This window comes from Rhodohalobacter sulfatireducens, from assembly GCF_022012475.1.
Classification (GTDB): Bacteria; Bacteroidota; Rhodothermia; order Balneolales; family Balneolaceae; genus Rhodohalobacter; species Rhodohalobacter sulfatireducens.
Genome location: NZ_JAKLWS010000021.1, coordinates 39866 through 66090, shown reverse-complemented (window position 1 = coordinate 66090; position 26225 = coordinate 39866). Strand labels below are relative to the sequence as shown.

Here is a 26225-nt window from a genome sequence, read left to right as displayed (position 1 = left end):
TTGAATTTTTAAAAATATTCGATACCCTGCTCCAAGCCATATCATTCAACAAATCGTTTGATTTAAGTTTGATACTAATACCAGTTCCTGAAATTTAAAAAGCCCCGGATGCAGAACAGCCAGGGCTATAAATGGATGAAGTAAAGATGAATTTAGATGCCTATTCGTGCACCAAAGGTTAATGAAAATTGGTCAAATCCACTTAAGAAGATTCGAGGTTCAGCAAACAGAGAAACAGAACCGAGGTTATACTCGGCACCGGCACCTAAACCAAGTCCAAGTTCACTATCAGAAGAATCATCTAAGCCGGGTCCTTCTACTTCTGCTTCAACTTTGGCATAATGGATCCCAAGTGAGCCTATTCCATATGCCATTAGTTGATTTTCATTGTAGAAGATATAGTTGAAGTTAGCATTGATTTCAAAGAAAGTGTATGAGATGGAAACATCATTCCCAAAACCGCTAAATTCATCATCGCCGATTAACCAGTAGGTAAAATCAGCACCAACTTTCATCGTTTCATTCAGGCTATAGATGCCGTTAGCCCCAATTCCTAATTCTTCAATATCTGTCCCATAATTACCCTGAACTCCAATGGCGATATCTCCTTCGTTCTGTGCAATAAGTGTTGCACTCATTCCTAAAGACAGAAGAAACACAAATGTAAAGCCTCTTATTATTTTTTTCATTTTATTTATCATTTAGTTTGAGAATAGTGTTGATTGAAATTGACAGTTATTTAGCATTTAACTGTATACATAAAATTAAGAATAAATCAGTCAATGTATTTAGATATTAAATTTTATCAGTAAATATTTTTCGTTCATATGAACCTCGTTTAGAGGTCTCAGACTAATTTTCCCCATAAGGGTAATACATTGTATACTTGTGACATTTTTATCGATTCTTAGATTAATAAATGGTCCTGAAAAATCTTAAATGACCTCTGACTGAGCACTCTCGTTTTAAAGGTAGATCAAAGAAGGATAGGAGAAGGGAAATATGATTTAAAATATTTGAGGCGGAAGTTCACAAGCAACTTTTGGAAGGAGACATTGTCAATCAATATGGGATGTGTTTATGTTACGAAACAGATTTTGATACTGAACCACTAATATCCAAGCAGTTAACAGCAGCTCAGGATGAAATTTCAAGCATATTGTCTACTCAACAATTTCCAAAGGAAGAATTTTATCTGTTTATAGTTGCAGAAACTCTGAGCTCCATCGCAGTAATAGATTTGCGGCTTAAATACTTCCATACAGACAACTAAATGAATATCGGCCGGAGAAATCAACAGTCCAGAATATTAGTGATGGATTTTTAAAAGGCAGGGGAGAAGTTGTATTAGCTGAGATATTAATTCTCAGAGAGTTGATGGATTGGAGCAAGAAGAGTTCTATGGTGACATCCACCGGAGGTATTCGGCACTGTGTACTATTGAATGAATGGGCATCATAAAAAAATCCCTGAAACGCTTTAAAGCATTTCAGGGATTTGAATCACTTCACTTATTGTGGAAAAATTGATACTGGTACGTTAATTACTTTCGTACTGAGAACAGTCGATCTCATCAATCGACTCTTGTGCCTCGGCAAGTGATTGTTGATATTGTTCTTGAGGTACTCCAATACAGTCAGAACTTAAACCCTGCAAAACGCCATACCATTCTTGAAGTTCGCTTTTATAAACTTCACAGCTTTGTGCAGTTTGCTCTTCACCAAAAGTTGATGTGGCGTCAATAAGATCTTGATACTGATCTCCTTGAAAAGCTTCAGCATAACTAAGTCCATTACACCCCCCGAGTGGGTTTGAATTGTTGCTACCACATGCACTGACTAACGCCAAGATTAATGTTGTTATCCCTAAAATTAGTATGACTTTCGTTTTCATATTTCCCTTTGTTTGTTTTTAGTTCAATTTCATATGCGAATAAAATTATTGTTTTGTCTCATATCAGATCAATTATTGTTTGATTTTACCAAAGTATCTGGATGTGCGATATTGGAAATCACAAAGAAGAGCCAGAGTCAAACTTGGATGAATAATGAATAATGAGTTACAAAACATAAAAAAACCCTGAAACAGAAACTGTTCCAGGGTGTAATTTTTTTGGCTCACGTTAAAGCTTGAAAACCAAGCCGACGTTTAACCAACCCCAATTATTACCAAGTTCTGCATAGCCTCCAATATTATCTGCAAAATAATATCGGCCACCAGCATGAAATGCTGCTGTGATACCTCCAAAACCACTAAAAGTAGTGCCGGACCAGCTCCATGCTCGGTAGTATAGACCCAAACCTCCGTAGAGGTCAACTTTTTCATTCTCAATTTCTAATAATTCATTAAAATAATATGATCCCCTGGCTCCGATTGTATATACAGTTACAAAAGAGCTACTAACGAAACCAAAATCACCGCCAACTCCAATAGATCCTGTCTCTAAATCTGCAACTCCATATTCAACACCGGCACCAATTGGTAATCCAAGGCTTCCTGTTCCTGTCCATCCATAAACGGATCCTAAACCAATTCCTGCATTTAAAACCAAGTCTCCTTCTGAAAAAGACTGGGCGTTCGCGTTGGTTCCCGTATAAAGGGCCAACCCAATTACTAAAATACCGACTGTAAGTAGTTTTTTCATTTTATCTGTTGTTAGTTTGTGATTAGTTATTTGTTTTTAAAATGTAGTGAGATAGTACGTATGCAATTTACATGAATATGCGAAACGCAGATATGAAATGTGTCATACTCTTTGATAATTTTTTTACTATCAAAATGTAATAAAGAAGATAGTGGGTCAATTTTATTCATTATTTTATTGGCAAACAAATTAAAGACAGCCAACTATTCAAACAATTTCTAATTCTCTCAGGTAGTAAAGTTTTGTTAAATCATTTTTTTACCTGGCAAGAGGTATCCTTAAGCCACCCGTCAACACAAGCTGATTTGCTGAACTCAGTGCATATTTACCTTCGAGATAAGCATTTACCGAACCCAAAGAGTATTCAGCGCCAGCGCCGATATTTAACCCAACATACACAGTATCCGTAGTATCGCCACCGGGCAGTCTTATATTTGCGCTGTCTGAAAACAATGAAGAAAAGTTTAACCCGCTCAAGAGGTAAAACTTCATGTTTTCCTGGGTGGCAAATAGATAATGTCCATTAGCATTGAATTCCAACCAATTAAACTCAACTCCATTGGAGTCATCACCCGGCAGATAGTAGATACCATCCGCCGAGACTCTGAACTGTTCATTAATTTGATAAAGAGCTCCACCCTGAAATCCAAGTGATTCAATCTGAGATCCATACCCGATTCCGGCCTCAAACATTAAAGCATGATCTGATTCTTGTGCCGAACTGAGTGAAATGACCCCTAAAATGATACAGGTAGTCAAAAGTAACGCGAGTAGATTTTTCATTTTGCAGTTGAATTTGGTTTAGATTCAAGGTTACGATATTTTGAGATCTTAGAAAATTATTTTCGATTTTTCGTAAAATATATCTATTAACTTGTGAAAAGAACTTTGCACAACTATATAACAGATTTCTGTAAGAGCGAGACTCTGCTTGTGAATTACACTTCTTGTAATAGTAGGCACTGTGAGCGTTCTATCAGGGTTGGCATTTGTTCGATGTTTGACATGACTTCTATTAACATCAGTACAAACATTACTAAAATATTTGATTAAATGAGCGGTTCTGAAAAATCTTCTGATACCGATACTGTCAGAGAAAATGCGTCTTCAAGTAGTTTAGAGGACGATAAGTTTGTAAAGCGTGCTATTGAAGGCGACCAGGAAGCCTTCAAAGACTTAATGGATAAATATCAGAAACCGCTCTATTTTCATGTTCTCAAAATGGTGAAAAATCACGAGCAGGTTGAGGACCTTGTACAAGAAGCATTCATGAAAGCGTTCAGAAACCTGAACTCTTATAATACCAATTATGCCTTCTCTACTTGGTTATACAGGATTACTACAAATCACACCATTGATTATCTGCGAAAAAAGAAACTTAAAACCACTTCTATTGACCAGCCTGTTAAGACTCGAGATGGTGAAATGGAGATCCAGATCAGCGATGATGCTGAGACGGATCGAAACATTATTCGAAAAGAAAGAAAAAAGATTATTCATAACGCCATCAATGATCTACCCGAAAAGTATCGAAGAGTTATCGAGATGAGGCATCTCCAGGAATTAAGTTACCAGGAAATTGCAGATCAGTTAGACTTACCTTTGGGTACTGTGAAAGCCCATATTTTTCGAGCAAGAGAGATGCTGTACAAAGAGTTGAAGGATAAGCGAGAGAAATTTTAGGAACACTCTTGAAAATTTGTACTATCAGAAAAGATCAGATAGAACATCTATTATTTTTTGATTTACGCCGAATGAATTTTGGCTTATTTTGAATTCAAATCCGAATTTAATAAAGAAGAGATAAGTTGATAAATCATTATCAACAGAACTAAAATTTTATACGTTATAATTTAACCTCAAAATCCCCATACAAAATGAATAATAAACTAAATGTCTTGGTAACAGCATTTTTAGCGCTGTGGTTAGTATTTGGAGTAACAGCTTGTAGTGATAATTCAAGTTCCTCTGATGATGACGGCGAAGATATTTGCAACTCCTTTTCTCTACCCTCGGAGCTTGCACCTGCTACAATAGCAATTGACTACTTTAATTCGCAAAATATACCCAATGATGAAGAACATTTTGTTTATCAGCAGGTTAAGAGTATTGCCTTATCCGGGAATGGCCTGCTATCATTTGGCGGAAATGCTGCACTCATATCGAACTTCCTGCAATTTGCGCCGGGTCTTAATATTGAACCCGAGGCAGATGGTGGAAATTGTATTTGGAATATCGATTTTGCTGAAAATTTTCCACAATTTGGCATTGATGCATCAATCAGGGTCATCGCTTCTCAGTCCGGAGATAGAAAAAATTGGCAAGTTCTTTTAAGTGGTGACCTTGAAGGGCAACAAGTCGATAATTTCTTATTCCTGGAAGGCTTTACCGCTAATGATCAAGCGACCGGGGAGTGGAATGGATACGATCCTGCAAATCCCGGTTCCCCGGCTTATACATACACCTGGGATGTTGAATCAGAAAGTGAATTTGAGCTAAACTTGGATATCTTTCAAGAGGCACAAGTCGTTAGTTCTGTTAATTATATGAAATCGGGTGTTGAGAATAACTTGGTCTTCGTACAAGCCGGAGAACCAACTGTGGAGATTTATTGGAATGAAGAAACGGATTCTGGCTGGCTTGAAGAGGAAGCAGGAGATCGACGCTGCTACACAGATTTTGTGAACTCTGCTTGTTCGTAAACTGATTTGAATAAATGAAAGCCCTGGTCAATGTAATAGCCAGGGCTTTTTTTATTTCAAAAAGAGAAAATCTGGACTGTAATTAATAATCAAATAAATGTTATTAATAGGTTTACCGGAAAGAAATAATAAATATTTTTGAATTGTCAGGAATTTAAAAAAATAAACACTTCAAAAATCTACGTATGTTAGAAGACTCTATATTCACAAACGTGCTACTTTGTTATACAAGAGGATTTTGCAGGAAAAAGTGGAATAAAATGATAAGGAACCGGTACCAGTACAGATCTTTATTCCATACAATTGTTCTCTTGACTTTCATTTTTTTAATAGCTTCATGCAGTGATAATAGTTCAAATACTACTGTTACTGAGGAGAGAAGCTGTGATCTCTCGTTTCCATCTGAATTTGCGCCGGTGACTGTAGATCTTTCCTATTTCGTTAATCAATCGCAGCAAGAGGAACCGGATCCTGAGAATGACCAATTTTCAACTTATTACGAGGTTGAGGAACTTGCTGCTCAGGCAAACAAAATGGTGTTTGAGAATTCATTGATGAATCTGGCCTCATCTTTTATTTCTCACGGAAGCCGGTTTGCAAATGATCCCACTTTTGAAAATGGCGCCTGTGTTTGGGAATCGATTAATCCGCCGCCCGGATTGGTAGGCGGACTTGAGTTTTCCGTCACTGTCAGAGGCAGATCAACAGGAGAGGAGCTGGATTGGGAAATTATTTATGATGGGGACTTGCCCGATTCAGGTTCATTGGATGAATTCAGACTTATAACCGGTAGATCATCAAAAAATAATCTGAATGGTGAGTGGAACTTGTTTGTACCATCTAATCCAAATGAACCGGCTCTGACCTATAGCTGGAGTATTCAATCTGATAATAATTATGAGTTTAATGTAACTGCAGATCCCGATGAATTCGGAATTTTAGTAGTCAATTATATGAAGCAAGAGGTGGATAATAATGTGACGTATGATGAAGGTACAGGATTAAAAGAGGTTTACTGGAATGAAGAGACAAATTCCGGGTGGATTCAAGACAGCCAGAGACGCAAATGTTATGACAACCTTCTAAATTCAGAGTGTGAATAAAATTGTTCGTTCTATTTCTGAAGTTAAGAACAAGTTATCTGACATTGCATTTCCTGATTTATGAAATCCTACCCGGTTAATGACTTATTTTTTCTACTTTATAAAATATCGGTATATATGCCGATATTTTAACTTTATCGACTAATATACCGATAATTAGTTTATTTAAGTAGCTCATCAACCTCTTCTCCGGAAATCTCTTCTTTTTCGAGTAGAAGCTGGGCAACCTCATCAAGTACATCTCTTTTTTCTTTCAAGGTGTTTAAAGCACGATCAAACGCTTCGTCAGAGATTTTTTGAACCTCTTCGTCAATCTCCCTGGCCGTAGAATCGCTGTACTTACGCTTCCGGCTCATATCACGCCCCAGGAATACTTCTTGTTCGTCGCTGCCTAATGATATGTGTTGAAATCGATCGCTCATTCCCCACTGCAGTACCATTCTCCGGGAGAGCTTGGCAACCTGCTTCAGGTCGTCCTGGGCACCACTTGTTGAGGTTTGAAACACTAAATCTTCTGCTGCACGTCCGCCCATGATAACTGCCAGCCGGTCTAACAGGTACTCCCGCTTGTAGATATATTTCTCTTTTTCGGGAAACTGCTGGGTGACTCCCATCGCTTTTCCTCTCGGGATGATCGTCACTTTGTGGATCGGATCGGAGTGGGGGAGAACAGCTGCTACAAGGGCATGACCGGCTTCGTGATATGCCAGCATTTTTTTCTCCTCTTCATCTATTTGAACGCCTTCACGCTCAAGCCCCATCATCACCTTGTCACGGGCTTTATCGATATCCGACATCGTAACCTGTTTTCTCTTATCGCGGCCGGCATAAAGTGAGGCTTCATTCAGAAGGTTTTCAAGATCTGCTCCGCTGAAGCCCGGTGTGCTTTTCGCAACTCTTCCCAGGTCAACATCATCCGCCATGGGCTTATTCTTAGCATGAATCTCAAGTATTTTTTCACGTGCCTGTTGATTCGGCATATCTACAGTAATTCGCCTGTCGAACCGACCCGGTCTCAAGAGTGCTTTATCAAGGATATCCGGTCGATTTGTAGCTGCAATCACTACCACGCTTTCATTTGGTTCAAATCCATCCAGTTCTGAAAGCAACTGATTCAATGTCTGTTCCCGTTCATCATGGCCGCCGCCAAGTCCTGCACCCCGACTTCGTCCAATCGAATCAATCTCATCAATAAAAATAATACTGGGAGATTTTTCTTTCGCTTTATTAAACATATCCCGGATACGTTTCGCGCCCACACCAACAAACATCTCCATAAAATCAGATCCACTAATGGAATAGAACGGAACTTCCGCTTCACCGGCTACAGCCCTGGCAAGAAGTGTTTTCCCGGTACCCGGCGGCCCAACCATCAGTAACCCTTTGGGTAGTTTAGCACCGATCTCTTCAAACCGTGTGGGATCTTTTAAAAACTCAATGACCTCTTCAAGCTCCTTCTTGGTGTTATCAAGTCCTGCAACATCATCAAAGGAGGTATCCTGTTTTTCAGGTTCCTGAAGTTTTGCTTTACTCTTCCCGATGTTAAATATACCCTGACCCTGCGCTCTGAATCTTTGGTAAAACATAAAACCCAGGTAAATAAACAGAAGAATCGGTATACCAAAAAGTAAAATACTCCACCAGTTAAAATCAGAAACCGGTTCGGATGAAACAGATACCTCTTGTTCTTCTAGCAGTTCAAATAGGGACTCATCTCCAAATGACGGAATGTAGGTTATGAAGTTTTCATAGCTGGTGGTATCATCCTGGGAGGTTTGAACAGGCTGAGGGTTTTTCAAAACTCCACGTATCTGTTCGCCTTGAACATGAATACTCTCAACATTTCCATTCTGAAGTTGCTGGCGAAATTCGCTGTAAGAGACTTCACTCGACTGTGAAAAAATTCCACCACCCGGAGATTGAATCCAGGTGAAAATAAACGCAAAGATGAGAATCCATAACAGTATGTTCATCCAGGATGGATAATTACCGGGTCTTTTTCTCTTGTCTTTTTCTTTTGATGAGCGAGGGTCATCTTCTTGATTTGACCCTGAAGAATGATCATTGTTCGACTTCTTACGCTGATCTTGGTTCAAAATAGCTGTTTTAGTTCAAAATTATTGTTAAATATGTTTGCTATAAGTATTTAAACAGAGATAAAGGGGATGTAGTTTCAAAAAATTATTGAACAAAACCATGATTCCATAACATATTTGTGGCAAACAATAACACGGTATAAACTGTTATTTATACAGTAGATTTTTATAATGCTAAACGGATACAAATAATGAAATCAGAGAGTTATGAAAGCAAAATTTATTACACTGTTTCTATCACTTATTTTAATCCCGGTTTTGATTTTTGCACAATCTGACGACTGGAGTCCCCCAAATTTCTCAGAGCGGCAAAGTGACCGAAATCGGATGGTTGAGGACCAGTTGATTCCAAGGGAGATCAACGATCAACAAGTATTGGATGCGATGCGGGAAACTCCTCGGCACCTTCTAGTTCCTGAAGGCAACCGGAGTCGGGCATACATGGACAGTCCTCTGCCTATTGGCCATGGGCAAACTATTTCTCAGCCCTACATTGTGGCATTTATGACTCAAATCCTAAACCTCGACCAAGGCGACAAGGTGCTGGAGATTGGAACAGGAAGCGGGTACCAGGCAGCTGTTCTTTCACATATCACCCAAAATGTATATTCCATTGAGATCATTGAAGCACTCGGAAACCGGGCAGAGCAGGATTTGGAAGAGTTGGGTTATACAAATGTCAATGTAAAAATTGATGACGGGTATTACGGATGGGAAGAACATGCCCCGTTTGATGCAATTATTGTGACCGCTGCTGCAGGTCATATTCCCACTCCATTGGTACAACAGTTGAAACCAGGAGGTACAATCGTTATTCCCATAGGCGGCCCCTATCAAACACAGACACTGATGAAAGTCACTAAATCGGAGAGTGGTCAAGTTCAAACAGAGAGCCTGATGGCTGTTCGGTTTGTACCTATGACTGGAGAAGCACAGAATTAGTTTGTGTTTAAAATTCATTGAAACTTGTTAATGGTTGTGTCATTATTTCACTTTCTACGCTGAAAGTGTATTTTCCTTTGCTAATGGGAAATGAATGTAAATGAACACTGTACCAATAAAACGAATTTGCCTTTGGTCCGGCCCTCGGAATATTTCCACAGCTTTGATGTATTCCTTTGCTCAGCGATCAGATACCCAAGTGGTTGATGAACCTCTCTATGCCCATTACTTGAGCGAAACGAATGCAGACGAGTACCATCCCGGGGCAGAGGAGGTTCTAAAAGAGATGGAAAACGATGGCCAAAAAGTGGTTCAGTGGATGCTTGGGGCACACGAGAAACCGGTCCTCTTTTTTAAACAGATGACGCATCACCTGGTCAACCTGGATTGGTCGTTTTTAGAGCATACTGAGAATATTATCCTGACAAGAGATCCGAGGGAGATGCTGCCATCGTATGCTAAAGAGGTTAAACACCCGACAATGAGAGATGTAGGGTATGCCAAACACCTGGAACTGCTGGAGTACCTGCAGGAAATCGGGCAAAAGCCAATTGTGCTTGTTTCCGAAAAAGTATTAAAAAATCCCGGGGAGATGTTAAACAGACTCTGTAATTCAATCGGAATTCCATTTGAAAGATCGATGCTGAGATGGGAAAAGGGGGCTCGTCCCGAGGATGGTAGCTGGGCCAAATACTGGTATCAAAGCGTTCACAATTCAACCGGATTTAAACCCCATCAACCCAAAAAAGAGCCTTTTCCGGAGTACCTCAAGCCGTTATTAGAGGAATGCCTTCCGCTATATGAAGAGCTTTGTAAACACGCTATTTAACAGAATACTCTATTAAACGCTCTTCGATTTCCGACGGTTCGATTGAGCGATATTCGATATGTTTATACTCAGATCGAATATCGAATATTGAACATCTCAAAAATCGTTCAATCAGAGTTTTTCCTGAACTGAGTCATCATGATTCAATCTCAAAAGAGGTCTCGTGTACATTCACTCGTAATCACTCCCTTATTGCGTTCTGACGTATTTTTATTTGCGTCGATCGAGCGCAACGGAACAAAGTGGAGTGAAGACGAGATGCTTCTATGACTTGTTTTCGTCTTCATTTGTCGCATACTCCTCATTACGCTCAAACTGACGTTAAGGGGCAAAAATCACTCCACCTCTATAAAAATCGGGTTCGAATAAAACCATAAATCCGCCCATGGATCTTCACCGGCAGGATCTATCTCAGGTTCGAGCTCCTCTCCATTGGTACCACGGATACGAATGTAGCTGTTGGTATCAAGATCTTCCAGCAGATAGGTAATCTCTTTATACATTCTGTCCGTTTCCCAGTCATCCTCATAAAATCTTGCTTCCACTTCTGTAGTAGGATTGGTATCTGCAGTACGATCCGTGACCGGTCCTGTGACCCGGCCAATAATCAGATCTACACGCTCTACCGATGGATTTCGATCGGCCGCATTCATCGCATCTGGATCAAGGAAACGAATGGTTATTTGAACATCACTTCCCGGTTCAACGGCTATGGTTCCACCAATACTCGCTTCATCGGTTACGCTGTTTGCGGTTACATAGAGTTCTGAAATCAAATCACCGAGAGTAACAAACACCCGGCCGTTTCGAATTCCGTTGATGATATCATCATGACTTTTATCCGCCCATACATAGGTTTTGGAATACTCACCGGGCCAGAAATCACTGCCACCCTCTCTCCAGTGGACGTGCGAATCTGAGTTTGCAGTAATCCACCAATGACGTCCTTCTCCAAGCATTGAATCCCAGAATCCACCAAGCCGGGCTGTCATCTGGTCAAAACCCCCCATGGTCGGAAAATTTCCATAGCCACCCCGCGGATATTGGATTAATGAACCGTCACTATTTAACGCAGCCGCCTGGTGTCCCGGTGCACCCGCCATTCCGACTGCAATATCGGGTGTTGTGTCGTTCCAGTCGCGCAGTTCGGCAGGATCATAAAGCCCATAAACACCAAGTGCCGGTGCGGATCGCGAGGGATGATTGGCAATCACAACAGGTTTGGAAGGAAATTGATCCATCGCCTGGAGCGCTTCAATCATGCGGGGCTCGGTATCCCAGGTAGAATCAGCAGGGTAGGGTTCACGCTTGTTAAAATTAGATTCAATCTCGTAAAGACGGTCCGCTTCATCATGCGTATGCGGAATGATCAGGCTCGAGTGATCGGCGCCGGGTGTATCGAACTCCATGCCGTAAAACTGGATCACTTCTGGTACCGCCTTTCGCGATGTGAGTAGCTCAGGATATGCCTGCTCGAGATTTACCTTGCTGTGATTGGGTCCGCCGTGATCAGTCGTAACCATCCAGCTCAATCCATAATATCGCGCCATCAACGCATTCATGGGTGTAGGGTAGATCGCATCACCGGCTATGATCGGTGACGGAGGATCGGTTTCATAATCCCATCCAACACTGTAGCGTGAATGAATATGATGATCTCCCGCCAGCCACTGTCGATCGGAGTCATGGACGTGCTCATGTTCGTGATCATGATTATGATCTTGACTGATCAACTGGGGACTGAAAAGAATACTCAGGATGATTGTGAATATGATCACCCAGGATCGATTACCGGCATTTTTTTGAAAGACCTTCATATATTTTGTAAAACTACGTTTCATTTTCTTGTGATTGAACTGATAATGTATAGTATAACGATATAAATAATCAATCAATATGAGTTAATGAAAAGTTAAAAAGCTATTTGAATTCTTAACTTTTTAGTGATGAAACAATGATGAGAAATTTTCAATCAGAGGATTCATTACAAAAAGTATGTTTCGTTTAGACCTTTTTATGCCTGATGTACTAACTTAAGATGAATTAGAAATCTCTAAATTATCTACCGAAGATTGAGTCTAATAAAAAATATATACGTTGTACTCCCGCTTCTTTCTTTGTTTTTGGCTATGGGCTGTCAAATCAACGAAAACTCATATATTGAGTGGAATGTTTATAAGGGCGATCCCACAAGCAGCAGCTATTCGCAATTAAATCAGATCAACCGGGAAAATGTGAATAATCTTGAAGTGGCGTGGGTATACAATTCAGGAGATCAGCGCCCCGCTGGAAGTCAAGCTAATCCAATTATTGTGAATGGCGTGGTCTATCTGACAACCCCCGGAATAAAAGTGGCCGCACTGGATGCGAAATACGGAGAACTTCTCTGGATATTCGATCCATTTGAAGGAAAAAATCCTGTATCTGTGAACAGGGGAGTGACCTACTGGGAGGAGAATGAGGACAAGCGAATTTTCTTTACGGCAGATTCCTATTTATATGCTCTTGATGCAGAAACGGGTTCTCTGGTTACTACATTTGGAAATGAAGGGTCGGTTGATTTAAGAGAGGGGCTCGAAAGAGATCCGGCTCTGCTTTCAGTCGGAGCAACCTCGCCGGGAATTGTTTTTGAAAATCTTCTCATCCTGGGTTCATCCGTTGGAGAAGGATTTAATGCGTCGCCGGGTCATATTCGTGCATTCAATACAAAAACCGGTGAGATCGAATGGATGTTTCATACCATTCCTCATCCGGGAGAGGAAGGAGCTGAAACATGGGGAGAACAGGCATGGCAGGTAGCGGGTGCAGCCAATAACTGGTCCGGGATGAGCCTGGATGTTGAAAGAGAAATTGTGTACGTACCCACGGGGTCGTCTGCACCTGACTTCTACACACCGGGTACTCGCGGACCGGGAAAACATTCATATGCAAACTCAATCCTTGCCCTGGATGCCAATACCGGAGAATATGTTTGGCACTACCAGGTTGTTCATCATGATTTGTGGGATTATGATTTGCCGGCTCCTCCGAACCTGGTTACAATTGAGCAAAATGGAAGGGAAATAGATGCCCTCGCGCAAGTGACCAAGCACGGTTTTGTATTTGTACTGGACCGCGAAACCGGTGAACCTATATTTCCAATTGAAGAGCGGGCAGTTCCCCAATCGAATATTGATGGAGAAGAATCATGGCCAACGCAACCATTTCCTGTAAAACCGGAGCCGTTTGTTCGTCAACATATTAGTGAAGATGATCTGACGAATATTTCTCCCGAAGCCAGGGAATTTGCTTTGCAGCGATACAGGGAATTAAACTATAAAGGGTTGTTTACGCCTGTTGGAGAACGGGAAACCCTGTTTTTTCCGGGAACCCGCGGGGGAGCTCTCTGGGGAGGAGCCTCATTCGATCCCGAAACCGCTATGCTCTATATCAATGCAAATGAATATGGCAATACATTTCGTCTGACAAAGGTAAGTGAACCATCAATAGATATAGATAATTCGTTGGCCAGGGGACAAAATATCTATCGAGTAAATTGTGCAAGCTGCCACAGCCAGCCGGGTGGCCCCGAGCCCACTCAGTTTCCATCAATGGTCAACGTAAAAGAGCGATTCTCAAAATCTCAGATCATGGAAATCATGGAAACGGGTCAGGGTGGTAAAATGCCTGCCTTCCCTTATCTCTCAGAAGAAGAAAAAGAAGCCATTGTTGAATACCTGTTTAATGTAGATGAAATTGAACCCGTAGAAGCTTCTAATGAGCAGGGCACAGAGGTCGATTCCAGTTTTACGTATACCGTGGATTTTGCATACCGGTCATTTCTTGATGAAGAGGGCTACCCGGCAACAAAACCACCCTGGGGAACACTGAATGCTATTGACCTGAATACGGGAGAACTTGTTTGGAAAGTGCCTTTAGGTGAGTATTCTGAACTGACTGAACGGGAAATTCCGGTAACAGGAACACCTAATATGGGTGGATCCCTGGTTACAGCCGGTGGATTGGTGTTTATTGGTGCAACTGCAGATGAAAAATTCAGGGCTTTTGATAAAAATACCGGGGAAATTCTTTGGGAATATCAACTGCCAGCTGTTGGGTATGCCGTGCCATCCACTTATGAAATCGACGGCGAGCAGTATGTGATCATTGCAGCGACGGGAGGCACCCGAGCAGGTAACAGTGAAAGTGACGCCTTTATCGCTTTCTCTCTGCCTGAACAGTGACCGGCTTTATTATTGATTATATACTTAACCTGAGTTCGATATAAAATGAATGTAAAAGCACTGAAACAGTTCCTCTTTTTTTAAAAAGGAGGGGATTTAGGGGTGGTTGTACCAGAGGTATCCCGGTGTGAAAACCAAAATCAGATTAAGTTTGAAGCCTGATTTCACAAGGTTACTTATCTCACCTCTCCTTACACACCGACGTGTTGAGGGCAGGTAGGAGAGGAGCGAAATATTCAAAGTTTTTAAGACGAACTCACGTTTAACAATCATTCAAAATGAGTTCATGAAAAGATAAAGTACGAGTACTCTTTTTTTAACTTTCTGAATCGGCAGCGAGAAAGTCGTTCACATCTAACCAATGGATGAAAGCATCAAACCAACGGTTGCTGGTACGGTCGGGATTTCCGAGTCCAAAACCGTGGCCGCCATTTTGGTACAGATGAAACTCCACAGGAATCCCGGCTTCATACCACGATTTAATGACTCCAAATTGTCCGCCAAACAGAAAATCATCGGTGGCGATTACATTAAACATTGGAGGAGCGTTATCCGGAACTTCAACCGGTCCCATGCCGCCATAAATCGGACCGATAAAAGCCAGCTTCATGGTTTCGGAATTGAGTGTGGAGTGCATCGTAAGGTCGGCACCGGCTGAAAATCCAATCATACCAATTCGATCGGTATCCACGCCCCATTCCTCTGCACGGTCAACAATCATGGCATATGCAGACTCTGCATCTTCAAGCTGGTTTGCCAGGTCCATACGCGGGGGACTTGGCGGATCATCATTTTGATCATCATCGGAAGAATCAGATGGAGCGGGGCGAGGTCGATTCATCCAGTCCCGGAAATCATCGAGTGACACCGGGGTTGGGTGAAGCCTGTATTTCAATACAAAAGCAGCAATCCCCTGGTCAGCGAGTGCTTGTGCAACTTCCCAGCCTTCGTTACCCATCGACAGCCATCTGAAACCACCGCCGGGCGCTACAATCACGGCTGCGCCATTCGCTTTAGCGGGATCAGGCAGAAAAGGGGTGAGGGTTGCCTCGGTGATATTCCTCGCCATGGGGTCTCCCCACTGACGAAACCAGGTCTCCGACGCGGGTTGATCCTCAACGCCGCCGGTGATCAATGGAATAGCGTTTGGTTCTTCAGGGGCATCAAGCGGGTAGATCGTCCCGTCTTGGGCTATCGCAGATGCAGTGAAGAAAAGTATGGATGTAGCAAATAATAACAGTGAGATGAGGGTGAATATTTTTGTCTGGTTCATAAATATAGAATCATGGTTGTGAGTATGATGGTATTTAACACTTGGATTGTAGCGAAAACCACATGAAATTACTATAAAGCAATGGCGTAAAATGGGTTCGGGGATTTATCTGTTTAAATTATTAATCACATATTATTAATGGACGGTTATAGCGCCGAGTAGATTATATGTTATTTGAAATGCACGTGCTTCTTCATCATATGAACAACAAAATTTACCAGAATATTAAAAAGAAAAGACCAGTTTACCCCGATGAGAGGCATAACGAGACAGTTTATCAAAACTTTACGATTTTTTATTCAAGAGTGATATTTTTCGCCCAAATGAAAACATCCTAGCATGAAAAACCTGATACAGAAACGTTACGGATTTGAACCTTCATCCATCAAAAAACTGGCGGGTTATAATAATGCCAACTATCTGATTACAGACAGAAATGATCGGTTTATTCTAAAAACGTATCCCTACACCCGAGAGACATTCAACCTGCTGGAAGCGGAAAACGAAATTTTGTACGCCCTGCAAAGCTCTTTTAGAGGATCTATTCCTGAACCAATTGCGATCTCATCAGGTGATGACCTTGATATCGCGGATTTGGATGGCCAAAAAACCATCTATAGAATGCTCACCTACCTGGAAGGTGAATTTTTAGGTGACATTCCGGCTAATCCTAAAGTTTACGCCTCACTCGGACGCTTTTTGGCTCGGATGGATAAAGATCTGAACTCACTTAGTCATCCTGATATACAATCCCGGCAGTGGGAATGGGATATCCAATATCTTCATCTGAATAAACCATTGATTGAGGCTATACCATCCGCAAGAGACCGGAGCATTGTCCGCTACTTTTTTCAGCAGTTTGATGAGGTAGTTGTCCCTGAACTGCCAAACCTTCGGAAGTCCATCATTCACAATGATGCCAATGAATGGAATGTTTTGACCAAAAACCATGAAATCAGTGGTATCATCGATTTCGGGGACCTGGCATATTCACCACTGATCAATGAGCTGGCTGTGGCGATTACCTATGCAATTTATGATAAAGATGATCCGCTCGAATGGGCCTGCATCATCTTGAAGGCGTATCACGAAATCAATCCCCTGGAAGAGCTTGAACTCCATCTGCTATATTACCTGATTGCAGCCCGTCTATGTATCAGCGTCTGTAATTCAGCACAGTCACGTCTGGACCAACCGGACAATCGCTACGCTTTGAGCAGCGAAAAGAAAGCATGGGAACTGTTTAAGCGTTGGCTGGGGATTCATCCGAAAGGCGCTGAAAATCGATTTAAAAAATCGCTCAACATCACGGTTCAGCCTCCTCCGGAGATCGAAAACAGGCTTGAAAAGAGATTCAAATCCATCAGCAAAGCCCTCTCGATCAGCTATAAAAAACCCATATATATGGAAAAAGCAGCCTTCCAGTATATGTATGATGCGTACGGAAATTCTTTCCTGGATGCTTACAACAATATTCCCCATGTTGGGCACTCCCACCCTAAAGTGGTTAAAGCCGGCCAGAAACAGATGGCAAGGCTTAATACCAATACCCGTTACCTGTATGACTTGTTACCGGAATACGCTGAAAGGCTACTGGAAACCTTTCCTCCTTCACTCAATAAGGTTTTTTTTGTGAATTCTGGCAGCGCAGCCAGCGACCTGGCTATCCGTATGGCCAGGCACTATACCGGTGCAGATACGATGATGGTGTTGGAGCACGGGTACCATGGTAATACCCTGATTGGTACCGATATTTCAGATTATAAATTTAGTGACCCGAAAGGGCAGGGCCAAAAAGCACATATCCTCAAAACGGCTATTCCGGATACCTATCATGGCCGCTATACTAAGAATGATGGTACAGCCGGTGCGGCTTATGCAGAGGATTCCATCAGGCAGATAGAGAATTCAGCCGAATCCATAGCCGCTTTTATTTCAGAGCCGATTGTAGGGTGTGGCGGACAAGTCCCTCTTGCAAAGGGTTATTTGCAAGAGATCTATCCCGCGATCCGAAAGCAGAACGGTGTTACTATTTCTGATGAGGTACAAACAGGCTTCGGTAGGTTGGGAGATTATTACTGGGGGTTTGAAGCTCAGAATGTAATCCCAGACATGGTGATTTTAGGAAAACCAATGTGTAACGGTCACCCGGTCGGTGCTGTGGTTTGTACAGATGAGATTGCCGAAAGCTTTAGCCATGGAGTAGAATTTTTTAGTTCATTTGGCGGGAACCCGGTCACTTGTGCAATTGGGCTATCTGTGCTGGATGTGATAGAAGAGGAAGAATTGCAACAGCATGCAAAGGCTGTTGGTGATTACTATAAATCCCTATTTCTGGAACTGCAAAAAGAACACAACTGCATTGGTGATGTGCGGGGATCGGGCCTCTTTTTAGGGGTGGAAATGGTGAAGCCGGGCAGCAAGGAACCTGACACACAACTGGCTCAAAGACTTAAAAATGAGTTGCGGAACCTACATGTACTGGTTAGCACGGATGGTCCTTTTGACAATGTTATCAAATCTAAGCCGCCGCTTATCTTCAATCGTTACAACGCACAGGAAGTAACCGAAAAAATGAACCAAATATTACGGTCGATGTGAAGTTGAAAAAATGAATGTTGTAGAATAGAATGAGTCAGCGATGTCAGATGCCGTGCCCTCCACCTATGAAATTGACGGCAAACAGTATGTAATCATAGCAGCGACCGGCGGCACTCGTGCAGGAAACAGTGAAAGTGATGCATTTTATTTTTTCTTTACCGGTGGAGTGAAAGGCAGGTATTAGATACACTTTTCTAAAATGGCATGCGGTTTAATCTTATTGGCCGTTAATCTAATTTAAACTCGGAACTTCTTTTAGCCCACATTTTTTAAACCGGTAAACAGCGGTCAAGATCGTGTTGAAACCGTTGTTAGGCATCACCAAATATCCAAAATAAAAACCGAATAATACGAAACAACGCAGCTAATATACCCAAAAGTGAAATGATCCAATGTTCCTTAAGCCATTCTAAAGCTGCTCTCGGGTACAAACTAAACAAGTCTAAATTTGAAATATTAGTTTTTAAATCCCCTTCTCTAAATCTACCAGCAATATTAGCCATTACATCAACTTTCCGAAGAGTTGATTGGTGAAGTTTCACATAATTTCCATTCTCAAATGCTTCAGCTTCTTCAGCTCCATTTAGAAAATTCAGTGCCGTAATATCATTTTTCTTTAGTAAGCTTTCTAGTCTAGGATGATTGATATAATTGGCCCTATATGCCTCAATTAATATTTTAGCCAAATCATATTTTTTTCCGTCATCAATTTTAGTGGGTTGTCCACCAAGTACTTCATATCGATATTCAATTGCACTAAAGCCATAATTAATGTCCCTCATATTCCAATGCAACCATTTATAAGTAGCATGTTCTCTCACATATTCAAAGTATCCATCAAGCATTTCACGCTCTAAATCATCATAATTATTAGAAATTTTGTCTAATGGAACTTGCTCTTTCTCAGCAATCTTGTGGATTGAAAATGATTTCGTTTGTCTCGAACCTAAATTTCTTACTGCAATTGATGTTATTCTTGGAGTAGCTCCGTCAGGTCGATCATAGAAGCTTTCACATGAGTAATGAATAACATTAGCATAGGTAGACTCTTCAAAAAGTTCGTCGATCTGTTTTTTGGCAGTTTTATGCTTCTTAAATTTTATAAGAGCTTTTCCCATGATGTATTCTTAATTGTGAAGCCTAACGGTTTGGCAATTCTGCTGCGGGTGATTAATCCTGAAATTGAATAATTGACGGTAACCCGTCAGCAGGAATTGCTGGTTATAGAGCGAATTAAAGTAGTTTGCCTTCATGCTTCTCAAATCCTTTTAAAAAATCGAAAAGTACGCTTGGTTCAATTTCGTTTTTTAGAATTCTATTAAAAATGCTTAAAGATTCTTTATCAAACCTAGTTGAATTATAGGGTGAGCCTTTAGCAGCAATAATAAAATTATAGTCAGTCAGATATCTCGATCTTAATTTTGCATCCATTGCATTTCTGACTTTGCCATTAATTACAGTAGCACCATCATCATAATCCTCTCTTCGAATAGGAATTTGCTATCCAATTTTATTTTTGATTATTCCGTATTCTTCTCTGCTGTAACCATAGGTATCAATATGTCTTTTGATATCATCTTTATCCAACGAATACAAGCCTGTCTGCTTTTCTCCAACAACTTCTACATAAACAAAGTCCTTATAATATGAAGCACTTTGATATGCAGCTATTCGTTTAACTTTTAACTGATCGTGATTCATTAGAACTTTTCTACGGCCCATTTTTTTAAATTCTTCAATATAAAGTGCACGACCTCCCCGAAACCACCAAATAGGTCTTGATTCGAATTTTGAATTTACTGGGTCAAATTTTATCGGTTTTCTTAATAATATCTCTAACCGCTTTGTTGCTTCAGTTGGATTTTCAAACCATGTTAGTTCTCGAATTCCTGGGAATGCACTAGCCATTCTATGGTTAAAAAAAGGTGTTGAATGACTTGGTGCAGAAGGGAGTTCTTGTTTTTCAGCATTAGATGAATTGTAATAGTTTTTTACTTTCAATTTTATATTCTTTGCAAATTCTATAAATGGGGTAAAAACCAATATGAAATATGTAACTAATAAAACTAGAAATAGCCATATTTTAATCTCAACTGTTTCATTTAGAAATGTAGTAATTACACCAAATGCTTCGCTAAATGATATAGAATAGTATAAAGAGAGAGCAAATGAATAAAGCATTGCTAGAATAGAACCACCTACTGAAATTATAATAGTAGCTATTACTATGCTCCATACAGGATCACTCCAATTTTCTTTTATTTTTAAAAAAATCTTATTCATTAAATAACTGCTCAGTTTGACAAAAAATCATAGTTCGATTTTAGCTCTATGACATACTCTTGACGAACTTACTTTTTTTCGATAAACAACTCAAAGATTAGCTTTACGTCCAGAATTCAAGGGTATTAGTGCAAAATGTTCAGATATGTGATTCAGATAAATAATTATTGAACTTTACATTATCAATAGAAAAAAATAGCGATAACATGTTTTTTACATATACAGATTATTCTGTAGTTTAAGGCATGAAGAAATTTGTCCTCTCACAAGAAGATATCACTCCGGCGGAGTATTCCATTCAGTATGAGGACCTTCTCAACGAGGCGCAATTGGAAGCGGTTATGTTTGATGAAGGGTCTGCGCTTATCGTGGCCGGGGCGGGAACCGGGAAGACCCGAACGCTGGTCTATCGGGTGGCTCGTCTTGTGGAAAGTGGGGTGGACCCGACGCAGATTTTGCTTCTCACCTTTACGCGACGCGCTGCCAGCGAGATGCTTCGCCGTGCCAGCCAAATATTGGATGAACGGTGTCAGCGCGTGGAAGGAGGGACGTTTCATCACTATTGCAGCAAGATTCTTCATCGGTATGCGGAGAAGATCGGCTATCCCGAACAGTTTACCATTATCGATGCCGGCGATGCGATGGACACCGTGAACCTGGTCCGCAGCCAGGTGGATATTCCCACTCAGAAAAAACGGTTTCCCAAGAAATCTACTCTCTATAACATTTTTAGTACATCGGTCAATAAGCAGATGACCGTCCGTGATGTTATAGAACAGCAGTACCCGCAGTTTGTGAATTACACCGAAACCATCGAACTGTTGGCTGATAAATATGCGGCCTACAAAGAGCAAAACTTCGTGATGGATTTCGACGACTTGCTGGTCAAAACACGTGATCTGCTTCGCGATCAGCAGGAGGTTCGGAAGAAAGTAGCCGCCCAACACAAACATGTTTTGGTAGACGAATACCAGGATACCAATGCACTCCAGGCCGAACTCACACAACTTTTCAGCAGTATTCACAACAACGTGATGGCTGTCGGGGATGACGCCCAAAGTATCTACTCCTTTCGAGGTGCCGACCACAAAAATATGATGCGTTACCCGGAGTTGTTTGAGGACACGAAAATTATCAAACTGGAAGAGAATTACCGATCCACGCAGCGAATTTTGGATGTGGCGAATCGTGTGCTCAAACAAGCCGGAGAGAAGTTTGAGAAGGAGTTGTACACGGTCAAAGAAAAGGGAGACATGCCCGGATTGGTAAAAGCAGCCAACATGAATGATCAGAGCCGGTTTCTCACACAGATGATTCTGAATTTGCGGGAACAGGGGCATGAGTTGAATGAGATCGCCTGCCTGTTTAGAAACGGCCGCGATTCGTTTGACCTGGAGGTGATGCTCAACAAAAAAAATATTCCATACATCAAATATGGCGGTCAAAAATTTACCGAGGCGGCTCACGTGAAAGATGTGCTGGCTCATCTGAGAGTGCTGGTCAACCCGAAAGACACCATCTCCTGGAACCGGGTGTTGATGCTGATTGACGGCATTGGTCCGAAGACTGCAGAAGAACTGTTTTCTTGGGCTCAAACCGGAGGGAATCCATATCGGCCGGACCAGGCGCCCAATACTAGCGACCGATATCTCACCCAACTAAAAGCGTTGGGAAATCTTTTCTCAGAACTCAAAAAACTGGATGGATCCGTCCCTGAGCAACTCCAAACCGTTGTGGATTATTACGCCAAATTCTGCAAAAAACGGTTTGATGATCATCCCAAACGGATGAAAGATTTAGAAACATTCGTCGATATCTCCGGCACCTATCGATCCCTCGAAAAAATGATCGAAGAAGTTGCACTCGATCCGATCGAAGCCACTGCCATCGATACAGAAACCACAGAAAAAGACGAGCCACCGCTGATTCTCAGCACCATTCACTCTGCAAAAGGGTTGGAGTGGCACACCGTATTTCTGATTCAATGCCTGGACGGAATCTTGCCATCCGGCTATGCCATCGATGATGAAGAGCAGATAGATGAGGAGGTTCGGCTATTGTATGTGGCAGTTACCCGAGCCAAAGAGCAGCTTTTTATCACGTATCCTGCACTCTTTCAGAGCCGTTATGGGGATTATTTTACCAATCCCTCGAGATTCATTGAAGATATTGAAAAGGATTATTTAGAGCCGTGGTTGTTAGTGGAGGAGAGTGAGGAAGAGCAGAAGCAGTTGGAGGAGTAGGAAAGTAGCAAGGCTCGCCTGAGCCGTTAGATCATTAGTACGTGGTATCGGTTCAGGCGAACCGATTTACGTGAATATGAGTATAGAGAATTAAATTGATCAGTCTTGCTTGAACTTTCTCAGCGTAACTCTGGGTACCCTCCGGTTTTATATTAACCGCGGGGTGCGCAGAGTTACGCTGAGATTAATAAAGTAGCACGGCTCGCCTGAGCCGTGATCTCAATGTGTTGGATCGGCTCAGGCAAACCGATTTAATTGAAAATATGCGAGTAAATCACCTCAAAAACGTCCGTAGGTTGCAGTGTATCATTTGATAATAACTCTTTGTTTTGAGAGGCGATCATTGGGTTTTTTCCTCGATCTGATTCCACTCTGCCGTGCGAGCCTTTTACGCCTGAACCATCGAGCGGAATGAGATCCATCGTGTATCGGAAACCGAGTTTTTTCTGAAGGAGACGCATTCCGGCTTTCAGTTTTGGAAAGGAGATTTTTGGATCGACCAGGAGTTCGGCCGGATCGTAGCCGGGTTTTGTGTGAATATCTACAGTGGGAGCAAAATCGGGAGCTTTCTCATCATCCAGCCAGTAATAGTAGGTGAACCACGAGTTTTGATCAGCGATCGCTACAAGTTCACCTGCACGGTGATGATCCAATTGATATTCTTTCTTACCGGTTTCACCCAGAACGGTTTCTACGCCGGGAATCTCTTCGATGAGCTTTTTGATTGACTCTATGTCCTTATCATCCTTGATGTAAATATGAGCTACCTGGTGATCAGCTACGGCAAATGCTTTACTGCTTCCGGGTATCAGTATCTCACCGCCTTTCTCCTCTCGAACTGTGATAAATCCATGTTCTCTCAATGTTCGGTTGATCGAAACTGGTTGATTTACTGAACTTATTCCATACTCAGACAGAACAATCACTTGCGTGCCATTGTTTTCGTAGAATTCTATCAAATCTTTACAGAGGTTATCGATCTCTGTAAGGTCTATTTTGATATTTGGATCATCCGGACCGATTCGCTGCAAGTTGTAATCGAGGTGCGGGAGGTAGACGAGTGAAAGGGTAGGGGCTAACTCTTTTTGGACCCATTTGGCAGAATCAGCAATCCACTGACTGGAATAAATTGTGGTATTGGGTCCCCAGAAATTGAACAAGGGAAACTGACCGAGTTCACTTTTAAGTTTATCGCGAAGATCAGCCGGATAGGTTAGGATGTCCGGAATTTTAACACCATCGGCCCGGTAGATCGGTCGCGGTGTGACGAGATAGTCCACGGAAGAATTCATATTGTACCACCAAAACAGGTTGGCACAGGTAAAGTCGGGATTCTCTTCTTTCGCTTTCTCCCAGATTTTCTTCGACTGAATCAGCTTGTTTGACTGTCGCCAGAACTTAATCTCATCCATCTCGCGGAAATACCATCCGTTGCCAACGATTCCGTGATCTTTCGGCATCTCTCCGGTCAGGTAAGTTGCTTGTACAGAGCATGTTACGGCCGGTAGCATAGAATTTACGGAGGCCATATTTCCTTTCCTCATCCATTCAGATAAAAAGGGAGTATGCTCACCAATCAGATCTGGAGTTAATCCAACAACATTTAAAACGGCTGTATTTTTCACGGTTATATTTAAATAAATTTTGATTAAAAGATGCGTAAGCGTCTTGCTTGTTTCTCGTTCCAAAGCTCCTGCTTTGGAACGTTAGGAAAGAAGCTCTGCATCTATTCACTTATCTTACAGCTTAACAGCAATCTAATCCTGTAGATGTCTTATCTGAAGCAGAGCTTCAAGCGGTGCGATCCGAAGGAGACCTTCGGATCGAGAAAATTCTCCCTTTCAGGGGAGAAAGAATTTCTCAAATGTTCTTGAGAAATACAGAGGGGTGTTTTGCCCAAAACAGCGTTCAATTTACACCCCTCGCCTTCGTTATACTCAGGCACTCCCCTCCAGGGGAGATCTCACTGAATCGCATCCAATATCCATCTTAACTCTCGCTCAATGGAATCTGTGACATTTGTTTTCAACTCATCCGGCAGAACATCCCAAGTGTAAGTTTCAATTTCAAAGTGTTTACAATGATCACCATCCAAAATGATTTGAAGGCTTTCCATCATCTCATCCTGAGTGGAGTAGAGTTCTTCATACTTTTTCAAGAAAACGGGAACGTGAAAATGGATTCTCCATTCATCTGCGTGCTGATTTTCTATAGATGGTAAAGCTTCCGGCAGATCCCGAAACTGAACCAAACCTCCTCCTTTAGTTTTTACAATTACTTGATGAAGATATGTCGGTTCATCAAATTGCTGCAGATGATCAGCAATATCAGGCCTGCTTGCACGCTCATCGTCCAATTTAACCTTTAAAGCTGCACTTATTTGTGTTTTCCCAATTCGAATTCCTTCATCAACAAAAGACTGAATCGCTTCAGCCGGATTCTCATACTCCAACGCAAAGTGGCATGTATCATAACAAACGCCAATATGTCTCCGAAGAATCTCTTCGGCTCTTTTTGCTGTAATCTGATGTTCATTCATCAGGAATTCAGAACCTTTGGGAAGTAAATAATGATTATAAAACCGAATCAACTCTTCACTGTTTTCAATCAGGCAATCGGGTTCCGGTTCGATATCGATATGAATCTCTTTACCGTTTTCATCAAAAACCTCTGCCATTTGCCAGGCCAATTGTGCAAGGTGTATCGAACCAATGTTCTTGATTTTTGTAAACTTCTCAGCCGATTGTCCCCAATATTTATAGGAGATAGGAGAAGTGGAGATACTTCCTTCCGCTTCATCCGGTAATAGATTGGCCAGAATCTCAATAAGGTTCGATGAATATTCGACACGCTCTTTTGTACTCCAATCCGGCTTATAAACATCATCTTTTACTTTTTCACCATGGAAACTTCCGTATGGAAACCCGTTCATGGTGAAGACGTAAAGAGCTTCATCATCAAGCCAATTTTTAAACTCTTTGATATGATCATCCTTAAGCAGTTCTTCAGCAGCCCGGGCAGATAAACGTAGCCCGATGCCAAAGGGTTTATCAGGGGACAGTCGTTGTTTTAAATTCGGAAGATGAGACTTGAGCTGACTGAAAACAGTTCTCCAGTCTTCTCCGGGATGAATATTGGTACAATAGCTAAGATGTTTTTCCGGATGTCCAGGTAGTATCATTATAGTTTTATATGATTAATACAGTGCGCTGAAGTATGGATCTGTTTTGCGATTAAATTTTAAACCCGACTTACGGGGCCAAAAAGACACGAAAACACGAAGAAT

Annotated in this window: 20 protein-coding genes; 9 read left to right on the top strand and 11 right to left on the bottom strand. The window is 41.6% G+C overall.

All coding sequences use genetic code 11. The features are described 5' to 3' along the window. Nucleotides 1-152: 152 nt before the first annotated feature. The 4 genes from L6773_RS14630 to L6773_RS14615 all read right to left on the bottom strand — a co-directional run bounded on the left by L6773_RS14630 (nt 153) and on the right by L6773_RS14615 (nt 3427). Complete coding sequence (locus L6773_RS14630) at nt 153-689, bottom strand: outer membrane protein (RefSeq protein WP_237855186.1); 537 nt, start codon at nt 687-689, stop codon at nt 153-155. Nucleotides 690-1539: 850 nt separating this feature from the next. Further along, nucleotides 1540-1893, bottom strand: coding sequence for a hypothetical protein (locus L6773_RS14625; protein WP_237855185.1), 354 nt, complete (start codon nt 1891-1893; stop codon nt 1540-1542). Between the two features lie 229 nt (nt 1894-2122). Next, the gene (locus tag L6773_RS14620) at nt 2123-2644 is read right to left on the bottom strand and encodes a hypothetical protein (RefSeq protein ID WP_237855184.1); all 522 of its coding nucleotides are present in this window, start codon (nt 2642-2644) and stop codon (nt 2123-2125) included. A gap of 258 nt (nt 2645-2902) precedes the next feature. Then, the gene (locus tag L6773_RS14615) at nt 2903-3427 is read right to left on the bottom strand and encodes a hypothetical protein (protein ID WP_237855183.1); all 525 of its coding nucleotides are present in this window, start codon (nt 3425-3427) and stop codon (nt 2903-2905) included. A 270-nt stretch (nt 3428-3697) separates the two neighbouring features. On the opposite strand from L6773_RS14615, the gene L6773_RS14610 reads away from it, so the two are divergent. The 3 genes from L6773_RS14610 to L6773_RS14600 all read left to right on the top strand — a co-directional run bounded on the left by L6773_RS14610 (nt 3698) and on the right by L6773_RS14600 (nt 6449). After that, on the top strand, nt 3698-4327 hold the full coding sequence (locus tag L6773_RS14610) for an RNA polymerase sigma factor (protein WP_237855182.1): 630 nt from the start codon (nt 3698-3700) through the stop codon (nt 4325-4327). Nucleotides 4328-4521: 194 nt separating this feature from the next. Further along, complete coding sequence (locus L6773_RS14605; protein ID WP_237855181.1) at nt 4522-5346, top strand: hypothetical protein; 825 nt, start codon at nt 4522-4524, stop codon at nt 5344-5346. Nucleotides 5347-5657: 311 nt separating this feature from the next. After that, nucleotides 5658-6449, top strand: a complete 792-nt coding sequence (locus L6773_RS14600) for a hypothetical protein (protein WP_237855180.1) — start codon at nt 5658-5660, stop codon at nt 6447-6449. Nucleotides 6450-6610: 161 nt separating this feature from the next. On the opposite strand, the gene ftsH is transcribed toward L6773_RS14600, so the two are convergent. Continuing rightward, complete coding sequence (ftsH, locus tag L6773_RS14595) at nt 6611-8422, bottom strand: ATP-dependent zinc metalloprotease FtsH (RefSeq protein WP_369431579.1); 1812 nt, start codon at nt 8420-8422, stop codon at nt 6611-6613. A 330-nt stretch (nt 8423-8752) separates the two neighbouring features. On the opposite strand from ftsH, the gene L6773_RS14590 reads away from it, so the two are divergent. Beyond that, entirely contained in the window at nt 8753-9487 is a 735-nt protein-coding gene (locus L6773_RS14590) for a protein-L-isoaspartate(D-aspartate) O-methyltransferase (RefSeq protein ID WP_237855178.1), read from the top strand. 100 nt (nt 9488-9587) lie between these two features. Then, the gene (locus L6773_RS14585; RefSeq protein ID WP_237855177.1) at nt 9588-10316 is read left to right on the top strand and encodes a sulfotransferase-like domain-containing protein; all 729 of its coding nucleotides are present in this window, start codon (nt 9588-9590) and stop codon (nt 10314-10316) included. Between the two features lie 335 nt (nt 10317-10651). On the opposite strand, the gene L6773_RS14580 is transcribed toward L6773_RS14585, so the two are convergent. Continuing rightward, a complete protein-coding gene (locus tag L6773_RS14580; RefSeq protein ID WP_237855176.1) occupies nt 10652-12157 on the bottom strand; it encodes a CehA/McbA family metallohydrolase domain-containing protein in 1506 nt (501 codons plus the stop codon). Between the two features lie 288 nt (nt 12158-12445). Between L6773_RS14580 and L6773_RS14575 the strand changes: the two genes are divergently transcribed. Then, on the top strand, nt 12446-14539 hold the full coding sequence (locus tag L6773_RS14575; protein ID WP_237855175.1) for a pyrroloquinoline quinone-dependent dehydrogenase: 2094 nt from the start codon (nt 12446-12448) through the stop codon (nt 14537-14539). A gap of 316 nt (nt 14540-14855) precedes the next feature. Here L6773_RS14575 and L6773_RS14570 read toward each other — a convergent pair whose 3' ends face one another. After that, nucleotides 14856-15812: an alpha/beta hydrolase gene (locus L6773_RS14570; protein WP_237855174.1), complete on the bottom strand. Its 957-nt coding sequence runs from the start codon at nt 15810-15812 to the stop codon at nt 14856-14858. A 339-nt stretch (nt 15813-16151) separates the two neighbouring features. Between L6773_RS14570 and L6773_RS14565 the strand changes: the two genes are divergently transcribed. Further along, nucleotides 16152-18413: an aminotransferase class III-fold pyridoxal phosphate-dependent enzyme gene (locus L6773_RS14565; RefSeq protein ID WP_237855173.1), complete on the top strand. Its 2262-nt coding sequence runs from the start codon at nt 16152-16154 to the stop codon at nt 18411-18413. Between the two features lie 40 nt (nt 18414-18453). Beyond that, on the top strand, nt 18454-18597 hold the full coding sequence (locus L6773_RS14560; RefSeq protein ID WP_237855172.1) for a hypothetical protein: 144 nt from the start codon (nt 18454-18456) through the stop codon (nt 18595-18597). 127 nt (nt 18598-18724) lie between these two features. On the opposite strand, the gene L6773_RS14555 is transcribed toward L6773_RS14560, so the two are convergent. Next, nucleotides 18725-19531: a hypothetical protein gene (locus L6773_RS14555; RefSeq protein WP_237855171.1), complete on the bottom strand. Its 807-nt coding sequence runs from the start codon at nt 19529-19531 to the stop codon at nt 18725-18727. A 382-nt stretch (nt 19532-19913) separates the two neighbouring features. Then, nucleotides 19914-20696, bottom strand: coding sequence for a hypothetical protein (locus L6773_RS14550; RefSeq protein WP_237855170.1), 783 nt, complete (start codon nt 20694-20696; stop codon nt 19914-19916). A gap of 245 nt (nt 20697-20941) precedes the next feature. Between L6773_RS14550 and L6773_RS14545 the strand changes: the two genes are divergently transcribed. Continuing rightward, a complete protein-coding gene (locus L6773_RS14545) occupies nt 20942-22939 on the top strand; it encodes an ATP-dependent helicase (protein WP_237855169.1) in 1998 nt (665 codons plus the stop codon). A 251-nt stretch (nt 22940-23190) separates the two neighbouring features. On the opposite strand, the gene L6773_RS14540 is transcribed toward L6773_RS14545, so the two are convergent. After that, the gene (locus L6773_RS14540) at nt 23191-24564 is read right to left on the bottom strand and encodes an alkaline phosphatase family protein (protein ID WP_369431578.1); all 1374 of its coding nucleotides are present in this window, start codon (nt 24562-24564) and stop codon (nt 23191-23193) included. Between the two features lie 338 nt (nt 24565-24902). Further along, complete coding sequence (gene eboE, locus L6773_RS14535; protein WP_237855167.1) at nt 24903-26120, bottom strand: metabolite traffic protein EboE; 1218 nt, start codon at nt 26118-26120, stop codon at nt 24903-24905. Nucleotides 26121-26225 lie beyond the last annotated feature (105 nt).

What these genes read in the sequence shown, in the direction of transcription:
- eboE (WP_237855167.1), bottom strand. Translation starts at nt 26,120, where the DNA reads ATGATACTACCTGGACATCCGGAAAAACATCTTAGCTATTGTACCAAT.
- L6773_RS14585 (WP_237855177.1), top strand. Translation starts at nt 9,588, where the DNA reads ATGAACACTGTACCAATAAAACGAATTTGCCTTTGGTCCGGCCCTCGG.
- L6773_RS14620 (WP_237855184.1), bottom strand. Translation starts at nt 2,644, where the DNA reads ATGAAAAAACTACTTACAGTCGGTATTTTAGTAATTGGGTTGGCCCTT.
- L6773_RS14550 (WP_237855170.1), bottom strand. Translation starts at nt 20,696, where the DNA reads ATGAATAAGATTTTTTTAAAAATAAAAGAAAATTGGAGTGATCCTGTA.
- L6773_RS14615 (WP_237855183.1), bottom strand. Translation starts at nt 3,427, where the DNA reads ATGAAAAATCTACTCGCGTTACTTTTGACTACCTGTATCATTTTAGGG.
- L6773_RS14565 (WP_237855173.1), top strand. Translation starts at nt 16,152, where the DNA reads ATGAAAAACCTGATACAGAAACGTTACGGATTTGAACCTTCATCCATC.
- L6773_RS14625 (WP_237855185.1), bottom strand. Translation starts at nt 1,893, where the DNA reads ATGAAAACGAAAGTCATACTAATTTTAGGGATAACAACATTAATCTTG.
- L6773_RS14560 (WP_237855172.1), top strand. Translation starts at nt 18,454, where the DNA reads ATGTCAGATGCCGTGCCCTCCACCTATGAAATTGACGGCAAACAGTAT.
- L6773_RS14580 (WP_237855176.1), bottom strand. Translation starts at nt 12,157, where the DNA reads ATGAAACGTAGTTTTACAAAATATATGAAGGTCTTTCAAAAAAATGCC.
- ftsH (WP_369431579.1), bottom strand. Translation starts at nt 8,422, where the DNA reads ATGAACATACTGTTATGGATTCTCATCTTTGCGTTTATTTTCACCTGG.
- L6773_RS14605 (WP_237855181.1), top strand. Translation starts at nt 4,522, where the DNA reads ATGAATAATAAACTAAATGTCTTGGTAACAGCATTTTTAGCGCTGTGG.
- L6773_RS14570 (WP_237855174.1), bottom strand. Translation starts at nt 15,812, where the DNA reads ATGAACCAGACAAAAATATTCACCCTCATCTCACTGTTATTATTTGCT.
- L6773_RS14590 (WP_237855178.1), top strand. Translation starts at nt 8,753, where the DNA reads ATGAAAGCAAAATTTATTACACTGTTTCTATCACTTATTTTAATCCCG.
- L6773_RS14630 (WP_237855186.1), bottom strand. Translation starts at nt 689, where the DNA reads ATGAAAAAAATAATAAGAGGCTTTACATTTGTGTTTCTTCTGTCTTTA.
- L6773_RS14610 (WP_237855182.1), top strand. Translation starts at nt 3,698, where the DNA reads ATGAGCGGTTCTGAAAAATCTTCTGATACCGATACTGTCAGAGAAAAT.
- L6773_RS14545 (WP_237855169.1), top strand. Translation starts at nt 20,942, where the DNA reads ATGAAGAAATTTGTCCTCTCACAAGAAGATATCACTCCGGCGGAGTAT.
- L6773_RS14575 (WP_237855175.1), top strand. Translation starts at nt 12,446, where the DNA reads ATGGGCTGTCAAATCAACGAAAACTCATATATTGAGTGGAATGTTTAT.
- L6773_RS14555 (WP_237855171.1), bottom strand. Translation starts at nt 19,531, where the DNA reads ATGGGAAAAGCTCTTATAAAATTTAAGAAGCATAAAACTGCCAAAAAA.